This is a genomic window from Glutamicibacter sp. NPDC055354 (assembly GCF_053644955.1).
The window spans coordinates 895,383-913,541 of the sequence record NZ_JBSHMB010000001.1 but is presented as its reverse complement, the minus strand read 5'-3'; the positions used below and the strand labels follow the sequence as shown (position 1 = coordinate 913,541).

The window sequence follows — 18,159 nt, the reverse complement described above, 5'->3', positions numbered from 1 at the left end:
AAGAGGGAATCGATGAGCACTCCGGAAAACTCCGAGCACCGCCAGTCGATCGATGCACAGTCGCTAAGGCACGCAAGCGGCCCGTACTTTGGTGCCTACGGCGGGCGATGGATGCCCGAGTCCCTCATGGCCGCCATGGACGAGCTGAACGAGACCTTCGAAGCGGCCAAGAACGACCCCGAGTTCATCGCCCAGGTCAAGGACCTGAACAAGAACTACTCGGGGCGCCCCTCGCTGCTCACCGAAGCCAAGCGCTTTTCCGAGCAGTACTGCGGCGGGGTGCGGATCTTCCTCAAGCGCGAGGACTTGAACCACACCGGCAGCCACAAGATCAACAACGTGCTCGGCCAGGCGCTGCTGGCCAAGCGCATGGGCAAGACCCGCATCATCGCCGAGACCGGTGCCGGCCAGCACGGCGTCGCCTCGGCCACCGCCGCGGCCCTGATGGGCCTGGAATGCGTGGTCTACATGGGCGCGGAGGACACCCGCCGGCAGGCGCTGAATGTCGCGCGCATGCGCCTGCTCGGCGCCACCGTCATCCCGGTCACCGTCGGCTCCCAGACGCTGAAGGACGCGATCAACGAGGCGCTGCGCGACTGGGTGGCCAACGTGGATAACACCCACTACCTGCTGGGCACCGCCGCCGGCGGCGCCCCGTTCCCGGCCATGGTCCGCTACTTCCACGAGGTCATCGGCGACGAGGCCCGCGAGCAGATCCTGGCCCAGGCCGGCCGCCTGCCCAACGCGGTGACCGCCTGCATCGGCGGCGGATCGAACGCGATCGGCATCTTCCACGGCTTCCTCGACGATCCCGAGGTGGAGATCTACGGCTACGAGGCCGGCGGCGACGGCGTGGACACCGACCGCCACGCCGCGACCATCACCCTGGGCCGCCCGGGCGTGCTGCATGGCGCGAAGTCCTACCTGATGCAGGACGAGGACGGGCAGACCGTCGAATCGCACTCCATCTCCGCGGGCCTGGACTACCCGGGCGTCGGCCCGGAGCACGCCTACCTGGCCGACATCGGCCGCGTGAAGTACGAGCCGGTCACCGACACCGAGGCGATGGACGCGTTCAAGGCGCTGTGCCGCACCGAGGGCATCCTGCCGGCGATCGAGTCCGCGCACGCCCTGGCCGGCACCATCCGCCTGGCGGCGCGCAAGATCGCCGAAGGCGCGGTCCCCGAAGAGACCATCATCATCGCGAACCTCTCGGGCCGCGGGGACAAGGACGTGGGCACCGCTGCCGCCTGGTTCAACATGATCGACGAAAAAGACGCCGAGGCCGAAATCAACGCGGCCACTGCGCAGAACTCCGGCTCGCAGAAATCCGAGGAGAAGTAGATGACCCGCGTGACCAGCGCCCAGAAGATCGCCGCAGCCCGCGCCGAGGGCCGCCCGGCCCTCATCGGCTACCTGCCTGCCGGCTTCCCAGACGTCGCCACCAGCATCGAGGCCGCCGTGGCGCTGGCCGAGAACGGCGTGGATGTCATCGAGATCGGCATCCCGTACTCCGACCCGGTGATGGACGGTTCGGTGATCCAGGAAGCAACCGTGCAGGCGCTGGCCAACGGCTTCAAGGTCCCGCAGATCTTCGACATCGTGCGCGGAATCACCGAACGCACCGACGTGGCAGTAATGGTCATGACCTACTGGAACCCGGTCTTGCGCCTGGGCGTGGACGAGTTCTCCCGGCGCTTCGCCGAAGCCGGCGGCGCCGGCCTGATCACCCCGGATCTGGTGCCCGACGAGGCCGCCGAATGGATCCAGGCCAGCGAGAAGCACGGCCTGGAGCGCGTGTTCCTCATTGCCCCTTCGTCCACCGAAGCGAGGGTGCAGCGCACCGTGGATGCGTCCTCCGGCTTCGTCTACTGCGTGTCGCTGATGGGCGTCACCGGCGCCCGTACCGAGGTGTCCTCCGCCGCGCAGGCAGTGGTCGCCGCCGCCCACAACGCCGGCGCCGAGAATGCCTGCGTGGGCCTGGGCGTCTCGCGCCGCGAGCACGTGGAAGAAATCGGCGCCTACGCCGACGGCGTGATCGTCGGCACCGCGCTGGTCGCCGCCCTGCGTGACGGGGGAGTGCCGGCCGTGGGCGCCCTGGCCGCCGAACTGAGCGGACGGGCCTGATGGCTTTTGCCGCGCAGCTGGCGCTTGCCTTGCCCGCCTCCATCCCTTCGCCGCCGCCGGAATTCGCCAGGATCTCGATCGGCCCGCTGACCATCCACGCCTACGCGCTGTGCATCCTCGCGGGCATCCTGATCGCGCTGTGGCTGACCAACAAGCGCCTCGGCGCCCGCGGCGGCAACTCCGACATGCTCTGGGACATCGCCATCTGGACGATCCCCTTCGGCATCATCGGCGGACGCCTCTACCATGTGCTGATCACCGACCCGATGTACTACTTCGGACTCGGCGGGCAAACCGCCCACCTGGCCGAGATCCCGCAGATCTGGCTGGGCGGGCTGGGCATCATGGGCGCGGTGTCGCTCGGCGCACTCGGAGCGTGGATCGGTTGCCGGAAAGCCGGCATCCGGCTCTCGGCCTTCGTCGACGCGGCCGTGCCCGGCCTGCTGCTAGCGCAGGCGGCCGGGCGCTGGGGCAACTGGTTCAACCAGGAGCTGTTCGGCGCGCCGACCGACTTGCCGTGGGGCCTGGAGATCGATGCGGACAACTACAACTTCCCGGCCGGGCTGCCCGCGGACACGCTCTTCCACCCGACCTTCCTGTACGAGTCGCTGTGGAATGTGCTGGGCGCCTTCGTGCTGATCGCGCTGGACCGGAAGTTCAAGCTGCGCCGCGGCGCACTGTTCTGCTGCTACATGATCTGGTACGGCATCGGCCGCACCTTCACCGAATCGCTGCGCCTGGACCCGGCCGAAATCATCGCCATCGGGCCGCTGGCCCTGCGCGTGCACCAGTGGCTGGCGATCGGCATCGCCATCGCCGGCATCCTCGCGCTGATCGTGGTCCTGGGCAAGCTGCGCAAGCAGCAGGTCGATCCGTTCTACCTGCCAGGCAGGGCCCCGGCGCAGCCGGTCGAAGCAGATCGCGCCAAGCCCGCCGCGCACTCACCGGCGGAGTCCAGCTCCGATCCGGGCAGCGACGCCACAGAGCGGCAGCAATAATTCCATAGCACCATTCCGGTGGCCGGCAAGCATCCACGCTTGCCGGCCACCGGTGGTTTAAGCCGCGCCAGCAGCTGCCCGGATCCGCTTTCATGACGCGCTCTGGCCCCAATATGGCGAAATGTCCGGAAAATCTGGGCAGTTTTCCGTCCCTCGGGCGCAACATGCCCGAAACATTGGGCGGCTATCAAAACCGGCTGGCAAAACCGGTTTTCGCGATCCCCGCCCGCAAAAAACTGCTTTTTCCGCGCCGGTAGCGGCAGAAGTTTTTAACATTCCTGAAACACAAGCACGCGCATGCGAGAAACAAAACCTGCGTAACGTGTGATCCACGCGCCACGCTGGTCGATCGACCCCTGGAAAGGCCAGCTGGTGCAGCACCACAACGAGGTGGGAAATGTTCGTCCCCGAAACCTCGATGCGCAAGCAGACCCCGCTTAGCACTGTCGAAAAGTTTCAGCTAGATGAAACATCCAGGCGGCCGGAAGCCCTTGCCAAGAATAAGCCCTTTACCGGGGGCTGCCGCGCGCCTATCCTGCATGAACCACAGAAAGGCACGCTCATGAGCATGACCGGAGTCCAGATGAACGCCTCGCCAGGTTTTGGCGAGGAGGTCCCCTCGCCCTACACCCGTTTTTCCGCGCTGCCTGGCGCGCAGGGTCTGTATGACCCAGCGGCCGAAAAGGATGCCTGCGGCCTGGCGATGATCGCGTCCCTGAAGAACGATGCCAGCCACGAGATCGTCGCCCACGCGCTGACCGCCCTGCGCCGGCTTGAGCACCGCGGCGCCATCGGCGCCGATGAAGGCACCGGCGACGGCGCCGGCATCCTGCTGCATCTGCCCGATGCCTTCCTGCGCAGCGTCACCGCATTCGATCTTCCCGCCGCCGGCTCCTACGCCGTGGGCATGGGCTTCCTCCCGGCCGACGCCGGCGAACGTGCCTTCGCCCAGGAAGAACTGGAAACCATGGCCGCCGAGGAGAACCTGGCGGTGCTCGGCTGGCGCGAGGTACCGGTTGATTCCGACGTGCTCGGCGCCTCGGCCCGCAAGGTGATGCCGTACATCGCCCAGATCTTCATCGGCGCCCACGCCGGCGCCCCGGCCGCCACCCGCCGCGAGCTGGACGCCGCCGCCTGGCGCATCCGCCGCCGCGCGCATAACAAGATGGGCGTGTACTTCGCCTCGTTCTCCTCGCAGTCCATCGTCTACAAGGGCATGGTCTCCACCGCGCAGCTCGAGCCGTTCTACCCGGACCTGTCCGACACCCGCTTCACCAGCCGCTGCGCCATCGTGCACTCGCGCTTCTCCACCAACACCTTCCCGTCGTGGCCGCTGGCCCAGCCTTTCCGCACCATCGCGCACAACGGCGAGATCAACACCGTCAAGGGCAACCGCAACTGGATGCGCGCCCGGCAGTCGACCCTGGAATCCGAGCTGCTCGGCGAGGTGCCCGAGGAACTGTTCCCGATCTGCACCGCCGGCGCCTCGGACTCGGCTTCCTTCGACGAGGTCGCCGAAATGCTCATGCTCTCGGGCCGCAACGTGACCGAGACCATCATGATGATGATCCCGCAGCCGTGGGAAAACGACGATCAGATGGACGCGGACCTGCGCGCCTTCTACCAGTACCAGTCCATGCTCATCGAGCCGTGGGATGGCCCCGCCGCCGTCTGCTTCACCGATGGCGCGATGGCCGGCGCGGTGCTGGACCGCAATGGCCTGCGCCCAGCCCGCTGGTGGGTCACCGACGACGGCCTGGTGGTCCTGGCCAGCGAGGTCGGCGTGATCGACGTCGACGAAGAGCACATCGTGAAGAAGGGCCGTGTCGCCCCGGGCAAGATGTTCGCCGTGGACCTGGACGCCCAGCGTATTGTCGAGGACGCCGAGATCAAGGCCGAAGTGGCCGCCGCCAAGCCATGGCGCGAATGGGTTTCGCAGAACCTGAAGACGCTGGCCGACTTCCCGGACCTGGAGCACGTGCGCCACAACTCCGCCTCCGTGGCCCTGCGCCAGCTGACCTTCGGCTACACCACCGAGGAGCTGCGCGTGCTGCTCGCTCCCATGGCCGCCACCGGCGCCGAACCGCTGGCCGCCATGGGCACCGACACCCCGATTGCCGCCCTGGCTGACCGGGCGCGCCTGCTGTTCGACTACTTCACCCAGTCCTTCGCCCAGGTCACCAACCCGCCGCTGGATGCAATCCGCGAAGAGCTGGTCACCTCGATGGGCACCGCGATCGGCCCCGACGGCAACCTGCTGTCCCTGGACCGTGTCCCGCAAACCCAGATCGCGCTGGACTACCCGGTGCTGACCAACGACCAGCTGGCCAAGATCGTGCACCTGCGCGACGAATCCGGGTCCAAGTACTCGCTGAAGGTGCGCGGCCTGTACCGCCCGGCCGGCGGCGAATCCGAGCTGCGCGCCCGCCTGCAGGAAATCTGCGAGAAGGTTTCCGCCGCGGTGAACCGCGGGGTGCGCTACATCGTGCTCTCGGACCGCGATTCCTCCGCGGCCTGGGCGCCGATCCCGTCGCTGCTGCTGACCTCCGCGGTGCACCACCACCTGCTCAAGAGCTCCAACCGCACCCGCGTTTCGCTGATCATCGAGTCCGGCGACGCCCGCGAAGTGCACCACATCGCCCTGCTCATCGGCTACGGCGCCAGCGCCATCAACCCCTACCTCGCCCTGGAATCGGTCGAGCAGATGGCCGAGAACGGCGAGCTGCCCGGAGTTGACGGGCACCAGGCCAGCAGCAACCTGATCAAGGCGCTGGGCAAGGGAGTGCTGAAGATCATGTCCAAGATGGGCATCTCCACGGTCTCCAGCTACTGCGGCGCGCAGACCTTCGAGGCCGCGGGCCTGTCCCAGCGCGTGGTCGACCAGTACTTCACCGGCACCGCCACCAAGCTCTCGGGCATCGAGCTGGATGTGGTGGCCGCCGAGGCCGCCGCCCGCCATGCCCGCGCCTACCCGGAGATCGACGGCGGCGCCCAGCCGCTGGAACTGGAAACCGGTGGAGAGTACCAGTGGCGCCGCGAAGGCCCGCCGCACCTGTTCAACCCGGAAACCGTCTTCCGCCTGCAGCACTCCACCCGCACCCGCCGCTACGACGTGTTCAAGGAGTACACCAAGGCCGTCGACGACCAGGCCGCACAGCTCAAGACCCTGCGCGGGCTGCTGAAGTTCAAGACCCAGGGGATCACCCCGATCGCCATCGACGAGGTGGAGCCGGTCAGCTCCATCGTGAAGCGCTTCGCCACCGGCGCGATGAGCTACGGCTCGATTTCGGCCGAGGCCCACGAAACCCTGGCCATCGCGATGAACCAGCTGGGCGCGAAGTCCAACACCGGCGAAGGCGGGGAGGATCCGGAGCGGCTGCTCGATCCGGTGCGCCGCAGCGCGGTCAAGCAGATCGCCTCGGGCCGCTTCGGCGTGACCAGCTTGTACCTGGCCAACGCCGATGACATCCAGATCAAGATGGCCCAGGGCGCCAAGCCCGGCGAAGGCGGCCAGCTGATGAGCGCCAAGCTCTACCCCTGGATCGCCAAGACCCGCCACTCCACCCCGGGTGTCGGGCTGATCTCCCCGCCGCCGCACCACGACATCTACTCGATCGAGGACCTGGCCCAGCTGATCCACGACGCGAAGTGCGCCAACCCTTCCGCCCGCGTGCACGTGAAGCTGGTCTCCGAGTCCGGCATCGGCACCGTCGCGGCCGGCGTGGCCAAGGCCAAGGCCGACGTCGTGCTGATTTCCGGGCACGATGGCGGCACCGGCGCCTCGCCGATGAATTCGCTGAAGCATGCCGGCACCCCGTGGGAAATCGGCTTGGCCGAAGCGCAGCAGACGCTGATCCTCAACGGGTTGCGCGACCGCGTCACCGTGCAGGTCGACGGCCAGCTGAAAACCGGGCGCGACGTGCTGATCGGCGCCCTGCTGGGTGCCGAGGAATTCGGCTTCGCCACCGCGCCGCTGGTGGTCTCGGGCTGCATCATGATGCGCGTATGCCACCTGGACACCTGCCCGGTGGGCGTGGCCACGCAGAATCCTGCGCTGCGCGAACGTTTCACCGGCAAGGCCGAGTTCGTGGTGAACTTCTTCGAGTTCATCGCCCAGGAGGTGCGAGAGCTGCTCGCCTCGCTGGGGGCGCGCACCCTGGACGAGGTGATCGGCAAGGTCGAACTGCTCCAGGCCGATCCCGCCCAGTTCGCCGCGCACGACAAGGTCTCCGGGCTGGCCCTGGATGCGATTACCCACGTGCCGGATACCGAGCTGGCGGCGCGCCGCCGCCGCATCGGCCAGGACCACGGGCTGGACACGCACCTGGACCAGCAGCTGCTCGCCGCGGCCGGACCGGCGCTGGCTGACCGCCTGCCGGTCAGCATCGACGCGGCGATCGTGAATACCGACCGCTCCACCGGCACGCTGCTGGGCCACCATGTGACCAAGACCTTCGGGCTGCAGACCCTGGAGCGGGACACCATCAAGGTGAACCTCTCGGGCCGCGCCGGCCAGTCGCTGGGCGCCTTCCTTCCCGAGGGCATTACACTCAAGCTCTCGGGCGACGCGAATGACTACGTCGGCAAGGGATTGTCCGGCGGCCGGATCGCGATCCACCCGCCGCACACCACCCTGTCCAAACCCGAGGAGCAGGTCATCGCCGGCAACGTGGTCGGCTACGGCGCCACCAGCGGGGAGCTGTTCATCAACGGCATGGTCGGCGAACGCTTCGCGGTGCGCAACTCCGGGGCCACGATTGTCACAGAAGGCATCGGCGAGCACGGCTGCGAGTACATGACCGGGGGACAGGTGCTGATCCTAGGAGCCACCGGCCGCAACTTCGGCGCCGGGTTCTCCGGCGGCGTGGCCTGGGTGCTGGACTTCGATGCAGCCAAGCTGAACCCGCTGGCTGCCGGGCAGTCGGACGTGCTGGTAGCGCCGATTACCGATGCCGAAGCCGAACGCATCCACGAGCTGCTCACCGAGCACATCGCATTGACCGCATCCCCGCTGGCCTCCCGCCTGCTGCTGGACTGGGAACGAACCCGCAGCCGGCTGACCAGCATCACCCCGCGCGACTTCGCCGCCGTGCAGCAGCTGCGCAGCGACGCAGTAGCCAACGGGCAGAACCCGGATTCGCCGCAGGTATGGAACAAGATTTTGGAGGTGACCCGTGGCTGATCCACGTGGATTCCTGAAGGTGACCGAACGCGTCACCCAGCCCAAGCGCCCGGTGCCGGTGCGCCTGATGGACTACAAGGAGGTCGTCGAGCGCCAGAAGTCCGGCATCCTGGAGGAGCAGGCCGGCCGTTGCATGGACTGCGGCGTCCCGTTCTGCCATTCGGGATGCCCGCTGGGCAACCTGATCCCGGAGTTCAACGACCTGGCCTACAGGGGCCGGATGGATGATGCGGCCGCCCGGCTGCTGAGCACCAACAACTTCCCGGAGCTCACCGGCAAGCTGTGCCCGGCCCCGTGCGAGTCCTCCTGTGTGCTGGGCATCAACCAGCCCGCGGTGACCATCAAGCAGGTCGAAGCGGAACTGGCTGTCCACCTGATGGACGCCGGCGACTTCGTGCCGCAGCCGCCTGCCCGCCACACCGAGCACCGCGTGGCGATCGTCGGTTCGGGGCCGGCCGGATTGGCCGCCGCCCAGCAGCTGACCCGTGCCGGGCACACCGTGGCCGTCTACGAGCGCGACGAAGCCATCGGCGGCCTGCTGCGCTTCGGCATCCCGGACTTCAAGCTCGAGAAGCAGGTCATCGACCTGCGCCTGGCCCAGATGGAAGCCGAAGGAACGATCTTCCGCACCGGCATCGAGATCGGCAAGGACATCTCCTGGAAGCAGCTGCGCCGCGACTACGACGCGGTCATCGTGGCCACCGGTGCCACGGTGCCGCGCGAGCTGCCGGTGCCGGGCAACAAGCTCGACGGCGTGCACCATGCCATGGAGTTCCTCACCGAGAGCAACCGCGTGGTCGCCGGCCAGCTCGATGCCCCGCGCATCGATGCGGCGGGCAAGCACGTGATCGTGCTGGGCGGCGGAGACACCGGATCGGACTGCATCGGCACCGCCCTGCGCCAGGGAGCGGCGAGCGTCACGACGCTGGCCATCGGCCAGCAGCCGGGCACCGAGCGCCGCGAAGACCAGCCGTGGCCGATGATGCCGGTGCTTTTCGAGGTGCAGACCTCCCATGAGGAAGGCGGCGAGCGAACCTACCTGGCTTCGACCGTGAACTTCATCTCCGGCGAGGGAACTGAGCAAAACAAGGTGATCGGTGTTACAGTTGCAGAGACAGAATTTGTTGCTGGCAAGCGCCTCCCGAAGCCTGGAACCGAACGCGTAATCAAAGCGGATCTGGTTCTGCTTGCCCTCGGGTTCACCGGTCCGGAAGTTTCCGGATTGGACGAACAGGTCAGTATCGAATTCGACAACCGGGGCAACGTCGCCCGAGATGGCTACTACATGACGAACACCGAATCGGTATTCGTCGCCGGAGACGCCGGTCGGGGACAGTCGCTGATCGTGTGGGCTATCGCCGAAGGACGCGCTTGCGCGGCCGCGGTCGACAAGTTCCTCATGGGTTCGACTACCCTTCCTGCACCGGTTGCTCCAACCGATAGGGCCATCAGCATCATTTGAGTGACATAGGCTTGAATGCGGCGCACCCGGATGCCGGGTGGGCCGCATTTTGCCTATGTGAACATGAAAGGCATTTGGCTGACGGAATGAGACGCGCAAAGATTGTGGCAACCTGGGGCCCGGCCCTGGCAAGTTATGAAAATACTGTAGCGGTACTGAAGGCGGGCGTAGACGTAGCCCGCCTGAACATGAGCCATGGAGACCACTCCATGCACGCACAATCCCTGGCGAATGTGCGCAATGCGGCCGCGGAGATCGGCCGCGCGGTTGGCATCTTCGCCGACCTGCAGGGTCCGAAGATCCGCCTTGGCCGCTTCAAGGACAACGCCAAGTACATCCTCGAGGCTGGTGAGGAATTCACCATCACCATCGAGGACATCGAAGGTACCCGCAACCTGTGCTCCACCACCTTCAAGGGCCTTCCCACCGATGTCCAGCCGGGCGATTTCCTGCTGATCAACGACGGCAAGGTCAAGCTCAAGGCGCTGGCAGTTGACCAGACCTCGGTGCGTTCCGAGGTCGTCGTCGGAGGCGAGGTGTCCAATAACAAGGGCATCAACCTGCCAGGCGTCGCGGTGAACGTTCCCGCATTGAGCGAAAAGGACGAGGACGACCTGCGTTGGGCACTGCGTGCCGGCATCGACATGGTCGCGCTGTCCTTCGTGCGCAACGCCGAGGACATCGAGCGCGTGCACGAGATCATGGACGAAGAAGGCCGACGCGTGCCGGTGATCGCCAAGATCGAGAAGCCGCAGGCCGTGGCCGCGCTGGAAGAAATCATCAATGCATTCGACGCCATCATGGTCGCCCGCGGGGACTTGGGCGTGGAGCTGCCGCTGGAAGAAGTTCCGGTCGTGCAGAAGCGTGCCGTGGAGCTGGCACGCCGCTGGGCCAAGCCGGTCATCGTCGCCACCCAGGTGCTCGAATCGATGATCGAATCGCCGACCCCGACCCGCGCCGAGGCTTCGGACTGCGCCAATGCGGTGCTCGACGGCGCCGACGCGGTCATGCTCTCGGGGGAGACCTCCGTGGGCGCGTACCCGGTGGAAACCGTGGAGACCATGTCGCGCATCATCTCCTCGACCGAGCAGCACGGCCTGGATCGCATTCCCCGCTTGGGTTCCCAGCCGAAGACCCGCGGCGGCGCGATCACCCGTGCCGCGGTGGAGATCGCCGATCAGCTCGACGCGAAGTACATCGTCGCCTTCACCCAGTCCGGCGACTCGGCACGGCGCCTCTCGCGCCTGCGCCCGAAGAAGCCGGTCCTGGCTTTCACCCCGCTGCAGCAGACCTACAACATCATGACCCTGATGTGGGGTGTGCAGGCACGCCTGGTGGCCTACGCCGACCACACTGACAAGATGACCGCCCAGGTGGACGAGGCGCTGCTCTCCGAAGGCCTGGCGGAGCTCAACGATATCGTGTGCATCGCCGCCGGGTCCCCTCCGGGACAGGCAGGGTCCACCAACTCGCTGCGCGTGCACAAGGTCGGCGACCTCGCCGATGCCGGCCAGCTGGTCAATGGCAAGCCGATGCCTGCTCGCGAGAAGGTCGGTCCGTGGGCACCGGAAAACGTCTCCACGCCGAAAAACCTGTAGACGCTCTTTCGCGCACTAGCTGAAGCAAGAAAATCTGCCCTGCTCCAGAATTCTGGAGCAGGGCGGATTTTTTGCCTTGGCGCCCGCAAAGCGCGATTGTGAACTCGAGCACGTGCCCTGTGGTTGCGCGCGCAAAAAAGGCCGTTGAACCGGAAAATTTCCGATCCAACGGCCTTCATGCTGGTGCCCAAGGTGGGACTCGAACCCACACATCTTTCGATACCGCATTTTGAGTGCGGCGCGTCTACCGATTCCGCCACTTGGGCTGGCACTTTGACTACTTTACTAGAGGTTTTCCAGATTTCCTAATCAGGAACCTCGCGTCTTCGCCTCAACAAGAGTACATGCCAGTAGGCTTAGATGTGAAACCGAGGCAACGTGGCTTCGCTGAACTGAAACCATCTAGATACTGCCCATTCAGCGGGCAGGATTTCTGACCATGGAGGAAGGCGCCAATGAGCGAACTACCTGAAATCACCCGCATCCCATCCGAGGTGCAATCCACTCCGCGTCGAGTGGTCGTTGCCGAGGATGAAACCCTGATCCGCTTGGATATCGTCGAAATTCTCCGTTCCGAAGGGTACGACGTCGTCGCCGAAGCCGACAACGGCCAGACCGCCCTGGAGAAGGCGCGCGAATTGAAGCCCGATCTGGTGCTCATGGACGTGAAGATGCCGGTCATGGATGGCATCACCGCCGCCGAAGCCATCGTCAAGGAACGCATCGCCCCGGTCGTCTTGCTGACCGCCTTCAGTCAGAAGGAACTGGTGGAGCGTGCCCGAGAAGCCGGTGCCATGGCCTACGTGGTCAAGCCGTTCACCCCGGCAGACCTCACCCCGGCCATCGAAATCGCGATTTCCCGCAATGACGAGCTGCGCGCGCTGGAGGAAGAAGTCAGCAACCTGGCCGAGCAGTTCGAAACCCGCAAGCTGGTTGATCGCGCCAAGTCGCTGCTCATCACCAAGATGGGCTTGACCGAGCCGGAAGCGTTCCGCTGGATCCAGAAGACCTCCATGGATCGCCGCCTGAGCATGCGCCAGGTAGCCGAGACGGTCGTCGACCAGGTCAAGTAGGGACCGCCAAGCACTGGATTGTGCGCCAAGCCACTTATGGTTTGGCGCACATTTTTTATGCCTGCGATGCGCCGATACCGCGCTTGGAGGCTAGTTAACCCTCTGGTAACCAGTTGTTCATCCGAGTTTTCCCCGGATGGGGTTGAAGTTCCGGATTGACGTACTGCGCCGTACGCCTAAGATGGAAATTGCGCTTAGAACGAAGTCCTGCACGCCAATGCCTTTCGCAGGATCCTATTTCTGGCCCGTTCTCTTTTTCCTTGCCGTTCGACCCCTCAGGCTGGTATTCAATGGATTTGACGCTTATCGTCGTCCTGGTCATTGCCTTGGCGTTGTTTTTCGACTTCACCAATGGTTTCCATGACACGGCCAATGCGATGGCCACCCCAATCGCAACCGGAGCAATTTCCCCTAAGAAGGCAGTTGCCCTCGCCGCAATTCTGAACCTGGTTGGCGCATTCCTCTCCACCGAGGTAGCGAAGACCATTTCAGGTGGCATCATCAACGAAGACCCGACCTCGGGCGTGGCTATTGGGCCGGCGATGATTTTCGCCGGCCTGATGGGCGCCGTGATCTGGAACCTGTTCACCTGGTTGCTGGGACTGCCTTCGAGCTCCTCCCACGCATTGTTCGGCGGCCTGGTAGGCGCCGCGATCGTCGGTGCAGGCTTCGCCTCGGTGAACTACAGCGTGCTGCTCTCCAAGGTGCTGCTTCCGGCCCTGTGCGCGCCGGTGATCGCCGGCATCTCCGCGTACCTGTGCACCAAGCTGGCCTACGCGATCACCAAGCGCGAGAATGGCGCGGCGCCCAAGCGCGGCGGCTTCCGCTACGGGCAGATCTTCTCTTCCTCGCTGGTCGCGCTGTCCCACGGCACTAACGATGCGCAGAAGACCATGGGCATCATCACCCTGACCCTGGTGGCTTCTGGCCTGCAGGATTCCGACTCCGGCGTGCAGTTCTGGGTTGTTGCCACCTGTGCCTTCGCCATCGCGCTGGGTACCTACACCGGCGGCTGGCGCATCATCGCCACCATGGGTTCGGGCCTGACCGACGTGAAGCCCGCGCAGGGCTTCGCAGCCGAGATGTCCACCGCTTCGGCGATCCTGACTTCCTCGCACCTGGGCTTCGCGCTGTCCACCACCCAGGTAGCTTCCGGCTCCGTGATCGGTTCGGGCATGGGCCGCAAGGGCGGCGAAGTCCGCTGGGGCACCGCGGGACGCATCGCGTTGGGCTGGCTGTTCACCCTGCCAGCAGCCGCGGCCGTCGGCGGCGTGGCCGCAGCGATCACCCACCTGGGCACCATCGGCATCGTGATCGTCGCGATCGCCGGCACCGGCGCCATGCTGACCATCTGGTTCCTCTCGCGCAAGCAGCCGCATGACCACGAGTCGAACATTTCCGACATCGATAACTCGGGTGCAGCGGTGAACATCCTGACCAAGAAGGAGCGCCGCGCCAAGGCCAAGGCGGAAGCCAAGCTGGCCAAGGCTGCCGCAGCGCAGAAGGAAGCCGATAATTCATGATTGACTGGACAGCCTTTCTCATCGTCGCCGCCATCACCTGGTTTTCCGCGATGGCGATCGTGGCGGCCTACTCCTTCGGCGTCCGCCTGTTGGCAGTTGCCAAGGACGAGGGCCGCAACCAGAGCCTGAGCAATGCCGGAGCCTACGCCTGCTTCGCGATTTGCGGCCTGATCGTCCTCTTCGGCGTGGTGCTGATCGTGCCGCAGCTGAGCGAAGCGATCCTGGGCTTCTCCTCGAGCCACTAGGAACTGCTCGCGGCTGCGGGCGGATCCGACACGATTTTCGGGTCCCTCGACAACTTGATATTGCCTTCGATGGAGGCACCCCTAGACTGGAGCCATGACTAGCTTCAAGTACTACGTGGGTGCCTCCATCGATGGTTTTATCGCCGATCGCAGCGGAAGCGTCCAATGGTTCATCCCCTATGCCACGCAGCCGGGAGTGAAAAAGCATTTCGACGAGTTCTTCGGGAGCGTCGGCGCCGTAGTGATCGGAGGCAAGACCTACGAGAACATCGTCCGCGATGCTGCCGAGGGAACCGTGCCGTGGGTGTTCGGCGAGAAGCCGGTGTGGGTCTTCACACACCATGAACTGCCGACACTGCCCGGAGCGGACCTGACCTTCATCCGCGGCGAGGTGGGCTTCTGGAGCCGGGACATCGCCCAGAGCGCGGGGGCCGGGGACGTGTGGGTGGTTGGCGGTGCCGACCTGGCTGGGGCGTTCGTCGAAGCCGATGCGCTCGATGAGCTGCTTCTGGTCACCGTTCCGGAGGTGCTGGGCGACGGGGCCAATATCTTTGGCCGCGGGATCAGCACGCGGCTCTCGGCCCTGGGGATCACCGAGCTCGGCGCGGATATCTTCCTCTCGCGCTACGCGATCGGCTAAACGGCCAGGGGGACCTGCTGGCCAGGGCCAGCGTTCCGGAAAAGCCGGATCCGCCGCGCTTGGCGCGAACGGCGCCTGCGGGGATCAGTTTTCGACCGGCAGCAGCATATTGGTGATGCGAGCGGTCGCGACACGCTGGCCCTGCTCATTGCTGATCACGATCTCATGGCAGGTGCTGCTGCGGCCCAGATGCACCGGCGTGCATACCCCGGTGACCAGCCCGGTGCGCCCGGCCTTGTGGTGGGTGATGTTCAAATCCACGCCGACCGGGTTGGCCCGGCCGGCACCGTGCAGCGCAGCGGCCATCGAACCGAGGGTTTCGGCAAGTGCCGCCGAAGCGCCGCCATGCAGGATGCCGTAGACCTGGGTGTTGCCCGCCACCGGCATGGTGGCGGCAACGCGCTGGGGTTCGAACCCGGTGAAGATGATTTCCAGTTTCTCCACGAGTTCGCCCACGCCATTGTGGAGCAGGTAGGGCAACATGGATTCGGGAATACCGTGGCGGGCCAGCTGCGCGTCAAACGGATGTGCCGAAGATTGCGTGGTTCGAGAAGTGAAATTGTCGCTCATGGCAACTAGGCTTTCAGGTGTGAGCGAAACTACCAAACCGACTGCCTCGTCGGACAAGAGACTGCTGATTATTGACGGACACTCCATGGCCTTCCGCGCGTTCTATGCGCTGCCTGCAGAGAACTTCGCAACAAGCACCGGCCAGCACACCAATGCCGTGCACGGATTCGTATCGATGCTGCTGACGATGATCCGCCAGCAAAAGCCCACCCACGTTGCGGTGGCCTTCGACTTGGACACCCCGACTTTCCGCTCGCTGGAGTACACCGAGTACAAGGGCGGACGCAATAAGACGCCCGAAGAGTTCTACGGGCAGATCGATCTGATCCAGGAAGTCATGAAGGCGATGAACATCCCTTCGATCACCCTGGAGAGCTTCGAGGCCGATGACATCCTGGCCACGCTGGCCACCCAGGGCGAAGCGGCCGGTTTCAACGTGCTGGTGGTGTCCGGCGACCGCGACGCCTTCCAGCTGATCACCGACAAGACCCTGGTGCTGTACCCGAAGAAGGGCATCAGCGATATCCCGCCGATGGATGCCGCAGCGGTGGAAGCCAAGTACTTCGTGCGTCCCGAGCGCTACTCGGATTTGGCGGCTCTGGTCGGCGAAACCGCGGATAACTTGCCCGGTGTGCCAGGTGTGGGGCCGAAGACCGCCGCCAAATGGATCAACCTCTACGGGGACCTGGCTGGCATCCTGGAGAATGTGGAGAACATCAAGGGCAAGGTCGGCGAGTCGCTGCGCGAGCACGTGGACAACGTGACCCGCAACCGCCGGTTGAACCAGCTCAAGCACGACCTGGAACTCCCGGTCACGCTCGATCAGATGGAACTCGAAGCCCCGAACCGCGAAGAGATCGAGAACCTGTTCGACGCGCTGGAATTCAACACCCTGCGCAAGCGCCTGTTCGACCTGTTTGCAGCCCAGGAAGAGGAAGCGGCACCCGAAGTTGCCGAATTCTCCCGGGTGCTCGGCGCCGATGCCGACGCACTGGACGGATTCATCGGGGCCGGGAAGGGCGCGCCGATCGCAATCCAGCCTGCTGCGGTTGACGGCGAAGCCGTGGGTCTGGCCCTTTTCCGCGGGTCGGAAGCCCTCTGGCTGGAACTGGCCGAACTCGATGAAGCCACCGAAGGCGTGCTTGCGCAGTTCCTGGCCGATGAGAACGCGCCGAAGCTCTTCCACGATGCCAAGGCCGCCATGCACCTGCTCATCGAGCGCGGGCTGCGGATCGCCGGCATCAAGGACGACACCTTGATCAGCGCCTACCTGATCCAGCCCGATCGCCGCAGCCACGACCTGGTGGACGTGGTGCAGTACCACCTGAAGTACGCCGTGCCGGTGCATCAGGCCAAGAAGGGCGAACTGGATCTGGGGCTCACTTCGGATCTTGCCGAGCCAACGTTGGCCCAGGCGCAGGCCATCCACGACCTCTCCGCCTACCTGGCTACCAAGCTGGCCGAGAAGCACGCGGACAAACTGGCTGCCGAGATGGAGCTGCCGCTGATTCCGGTGCTCTTCGAGATGGAACGCGCCGGCGTGGCAGTGGACGTGGATCGCCTGAACGAACTGCGTGCCCACTTCACCGAGCAGGTGGACCAGGCCACCAACGACGCGTTCGCCGCGATCGGCCACGAAGTCAACCTCTCCAGCCCGAAGCAGCTGCAGGTGGTGTTGTTCGAAGAGCTGGATCTGCCGCGCACCAAGAAGATCAAGACCGGTTTCACCACCGATGCCGAGTCGCTGCAGGATCTGCTGATCAAGACCGGGCACCCGTTCCTGGTCGCGCTGATGGCCTACCGCGACGCGATCAAGCTGCGCCAGACCGTGGACGGCCTGCTCAAGGCCACCCACGATGATGGCCGGATCCACACCACCTATGCGCAGACCGTGGCCGCGACCGGGCGCCTCTCCAGCCTGAACCCGAACCTGCAGAACATCCCGGTGCGTTCGGAAGAGGGCCGGCGCATCCGCGACGTCTTCATGGTCGGGGCCGGCTACCAGAGCCTGCTGACAGTGGACTACTCGCAGATCGAAATGCGCATCATGGCGCACCTGTCCGAAGACGAGGGGCTGATCGAGGCCTACCAGAACGGCGAGGACCTGCACCGCTATGTCGGTTCGCGCGTGTTCAACGTCGAGCCGGAAGAGGTCACCTCGGAGATGCGCTCGAAGGTCAAGGCGATGAGCTACGGCCTGGCCTATGGGCTGAGCAGCTTCGGGCTGTCCAAGCAGCTGAAGATCGGCGTGGACGAGGCCCGCAAGCTGATGAAGGACTACTTCGACCGCTTCGGTGCCGTGCGCACCTACCTGCGTTCGGTCGTCGACCAGGCCCGCAAGGATGGCTACACCGAAACCATTTTCGGACGCCGCCGCTACCTGCCGGAGCTGAACAGCTCGGATCGCCGGCTGCGCGACATCGCCGAGCGTGCCGCGTTGAACGCCCCGATCCAGGGTTCGGCCGCCGACCTGGTGAAGGTGGCCATGCTGCGCATCGATGAGGGACTGCGCGCCGGGCAGTACAAGTCCCGGATGCTGCTGCAGGTCCATGACGAACTCATCCTGGAGATCGCCGAGGGGGAGCTGGAGGCAGTGCAGGAGCTGGTGACCCGCGAAATGGGACAGGCCGCAGATCTGCTGGTGCCGCTGGACGTCCAGCCGGGCATCGGCCGGACCTGGCACGACGCCGCGCACTAGGGGCGGCAATCGAAAGGGGCAGGGGCACCGCGGGTGTTCCTGC

13 protein-coding genes and 1 tRNA gene are annotated in these 18,159 nt (G+C 65.3%); 12 read left to right on the top strand and 2 right to left on the bottom strand.

Annotated features, from left to right (window positions below; genetic code table 11):
* Nucleotides 1-12: 12 nt before the first annotated feature.
* The 7 genes from trpB (at nucleotide 13) to pyk (ending at nucleotide 11,367) form a co-directional block, all read left to right on the top strand.
* The gene (trpB, locus tag ACWICV_RS04190; RefSeq protein ID WP_402470938.1) at nucleotides 13-1,344 is read left to right on the top strand and encodes a tryptophan synthase subunit beta; all 1,332 of its coding nucleotides are present in this window, start codon (nucleotides 13-15) and stop codon (nucleotides 1,342-1,344) included.
* The gene (gene trpA, locus ACWICV_RS04185; protein ID WP_105656706.1) at nucleotides 1,345-2,127 is read left to right on the top strand and encodes a tryptophan synthase subunit alpha; all 783 of its coding nucleotides are present in this window, start codon (nucleotides 1,345-1,347) and stop codon (nucleotides 2,125-2,127) included.
* Nucleotides 2,127-3,125: a prolipoprotein diacylglyceryl transferase gene (gene lgt, locus ACWICV_RS04180; RefSeq protein WP_454090694.1), complete on the top strand. Its 999-nt coding sequence runs from the start codon at nucleotides 2,127-2,129 to the stop codon at nucleotides 3,123-3,125. Before trpA ends, lgt begins: the two co-directional genes overlap by 1 nt.
* 92 nt (nucleotides 3,126-3,217) lie before the next feature.
* Entirely contained in the window at nucleotides 3,218-3,382 is a 165-nt protein-coding gene (locus ACWICV_RS04175) for a hypothetical protein (protein ID WP_181149008.1), read from the top strand.
* Nucleotides 3,383-3,687: 305 nt separating this feature from the next.
* Nucleotides 3,688-8,307 (top strand): glutamate synthase large subunit, encoded by a 4,620-nt coding sequence (gene gltB, locus ACWICV_RS04170; RefSeq protein ID WP_454090695.1) that lies wholly within the window; start codon nucleotides 3,688-3,690, stop codon nucleotides 8,305-8,307.
* Nucleotides 8,300-9,769 carry a glutamate synthase subunit beta gene (locus ACWICV_RS04165; RefSeq protein WP_400288163.1) on the top strand — a complete coding sequence of 490 codons (1,470 nt, stop codon included), beginning with the start codon at nucleotides 8,300-8,302 and terminating at the stop codon, nucleotides 9,767-9,769. Before gltB ends, ACWICV_RS04165 begins: the two co-directional genes overlap by 8 nt.
* Nucleotides 9,770-9,855: 86 nt before the next feature.
* Nucleotides 9,856-11,367 carry a pyruvate kinase gene (gene pyk, locus ACWICV_RS04160; protein WP_133834232.1) on the top strand — a complete coding sequence of 504 codons (1,512 nt, stop codon included), beginning with the start codon at nucleotides 9,856-9,858 and terminating at the stop codon, nucleotides 11,365-11,367.
* Between the two features lie 181 nt (nucleotides 11,368-11,548).
* On the opposite strand, the gene ACWICV_RS04155 is transcribed toward pyk, so the two are convergent.
* Nucleotides 11,549-11,633 (bottom strand) — tRNA-Leu (locus ACWICV_RS04155).
* A 189-nt stretch (nucleotides 11,634-11,822) separates the two neighbouring features.
* Here ACWICV_RS04155 and ACWICV_RS04150 point away from each other — a divergent pair.
* From ACWICV_RS04150 to ACWICV_RS04135, 4 genes are all read left to right on the top strand, one after another.
* Nucleotides 11,823-12,440, top strand: a complete 618-nt coding sequence (locus ACWICV_RS04150; protein ID WP_105656703.1) for an ANTAR domain-containing response regulator — start codon at nucleotides 11,823-11,825, stop codon at nucleotides 12,438-12,440.
* A 290-nt stretch (nucleotides 12,441-12,730) separates the two neighbouring features.
* The gene (locus tag ACWICV_RS04145; RefSeq protein ID WP_105656702.1) at nucleotides 12,731-13,963 is read left to right on the top strand and encodes an inorganic phosphate transporter; all 1,233 of its coding nucleotides are present in this window, start codon (nucleotides 12,731-12,733) and stop codon (nucleotides 13,961-13,963) included.
* On the top strand, nucleotides 13,960-14,208 hold the full coding sequence (locus ACWICV_RS04140) for a hypothetical protein (protein ID WP_105656701.1): 249 nt from the start codon (nucleotides 13,960-13,962) through the stop codon (nucleotides 14,206-14,208). The genes ACWICV_RS04145 and ACWICV_RS04140 overlap by 4 nt, the downstream gene beginning before the upstream one ends.
* A 94-nt stretch (nucleotides 14,209-14,302) precedes the next feature.
* Nucleotides 14,303-14,848: a dihydrofolate reductase family protein gene (locus tag ACWICV_RS04135; RefSeq protein WP_400288160.1), complete on the top strand. Its 546-nt coding sequence runs from the start codon at nucleotides 14,303-14,305 to the stop codon at nucleotides 14,846-14,848.
* 84 nt (nucleotides 14,849-14,932) lie between these two features.
* Here the strand turns inward: ACWICV_RS04135 and ACWICV_RS04130 are convergent, their stop codons facing one another.
* Nucleotides 14,933-15,418: a hotdog fold thioesterase gene (locus ACWICV_RS04130; protein ID WP_454090696.1), complete on the bottom strand. Its 486-nt coding sequence runs from the start codon at nucleotides 15,416-15,418 to the stop codon at nucleotides 14,933-14,935.
* 85 nt (nucleotides 15,419-15,503) lie between these two features.
* On the opposite strand from ACWICV_RS04130, the gene polA reads away from it, so the two are divergent.
* Nucleotides 15,504-18,116, top strand: a complete 2,613-nt coding sequence (polA, locus tag ACWICV_RS04125; RefSeq protein ID WP_400288744.1) for a DNA polymerase I — start codon at nucleotides 15,504-15,506, stop codon at nucleotides 18,114-18,116.
* The last annotated feature ends 43 nt before the right edge of the window (nucleotides 18,117-18,159 follow it).

Bases quoted from the DNA above. Each gene is read 5' to 3' on its own strand.
- trpB (WP_402470938.1), top strand. From the start codon at position 13: ATGAGCACTCCGGAAAACTCCGAGCACCGCCAGTCGATCGATGCACAG.
- trpA (WP_105656706.1), top strand. From the start codon at position 1,345: ATGACCCGCGTGACCAGCGCCCAGAAGATCGCCGCAGCCCGCGCCGAG.
- lgt (WP_454090694.1), top strand. From the start codon at position 2,127: ATGGCTTTTGCCGCGCAGCTGGCGCTTGCCTTGCCCGCCTCCATCCCT.
- ACWICV_RS04175 (WP_181149008.1), top strand. From the start codon at position 3,218: ATGACGCGCTCTGGCCCCAATATGGCGAAATGTCCGGAAAATCTGGGC.
- gltB (WP_454090695.1), top strand. From the start codon at position 3,688: ATGAGCATGACCGGAGTCCAGATGAACGCCTCGCCAGGTTTTGGCGAG.
- pyk (WP_133834232.1), top strand. From the start codon at position 9,856: ATGAGACGCGCAAAGATTGTGGCAACCTGGGGCCCGGCCCTGGCAAGT.
- ACWICV_RS04150 (WP_105656703.1), top strand. From the start codon at position 11,823: ATGAGCGAACTACCTGAAATCACCCGCATCCCATCCGAGGTGCAATCC.
- ACWICV_RS04145 (WP_105656702.1), top strand. From the start codon at position 12,731: ATGGATTTGACGCTTATCGTCGTCCTGGTCATTGCCTTGGCGTTGTTT.
- ACWICV_RS04140 (WP_105656701.1), top strand. From the start codon at position 13,960: ATGATTGACTGGACAGCCTTTCTCATCGTCGCCGCCATCACCTGGTTT.
- ACWICV_RS04135 (WP_400288160.1), top strand. From the start codon at position 14,303: ATGACTAGCTTCAAGTACTACGTGGGTGCCTCCATCGATGGTTTTATC.
- ACWICV_RS04130 (WP_454090696.1), bottom strand. From the start codon at position 15,418: ATGAGCGACAATTTCACTTCTCGAACCACGCAATCTTCGGCACATCCG.
- polA (WP_400288744.1), top strand. From the start codon at position 15,504: ATGGCCTTCCGCGCGTTCTATGCGCTGCCTGCAGAGAACTTCGCAACA.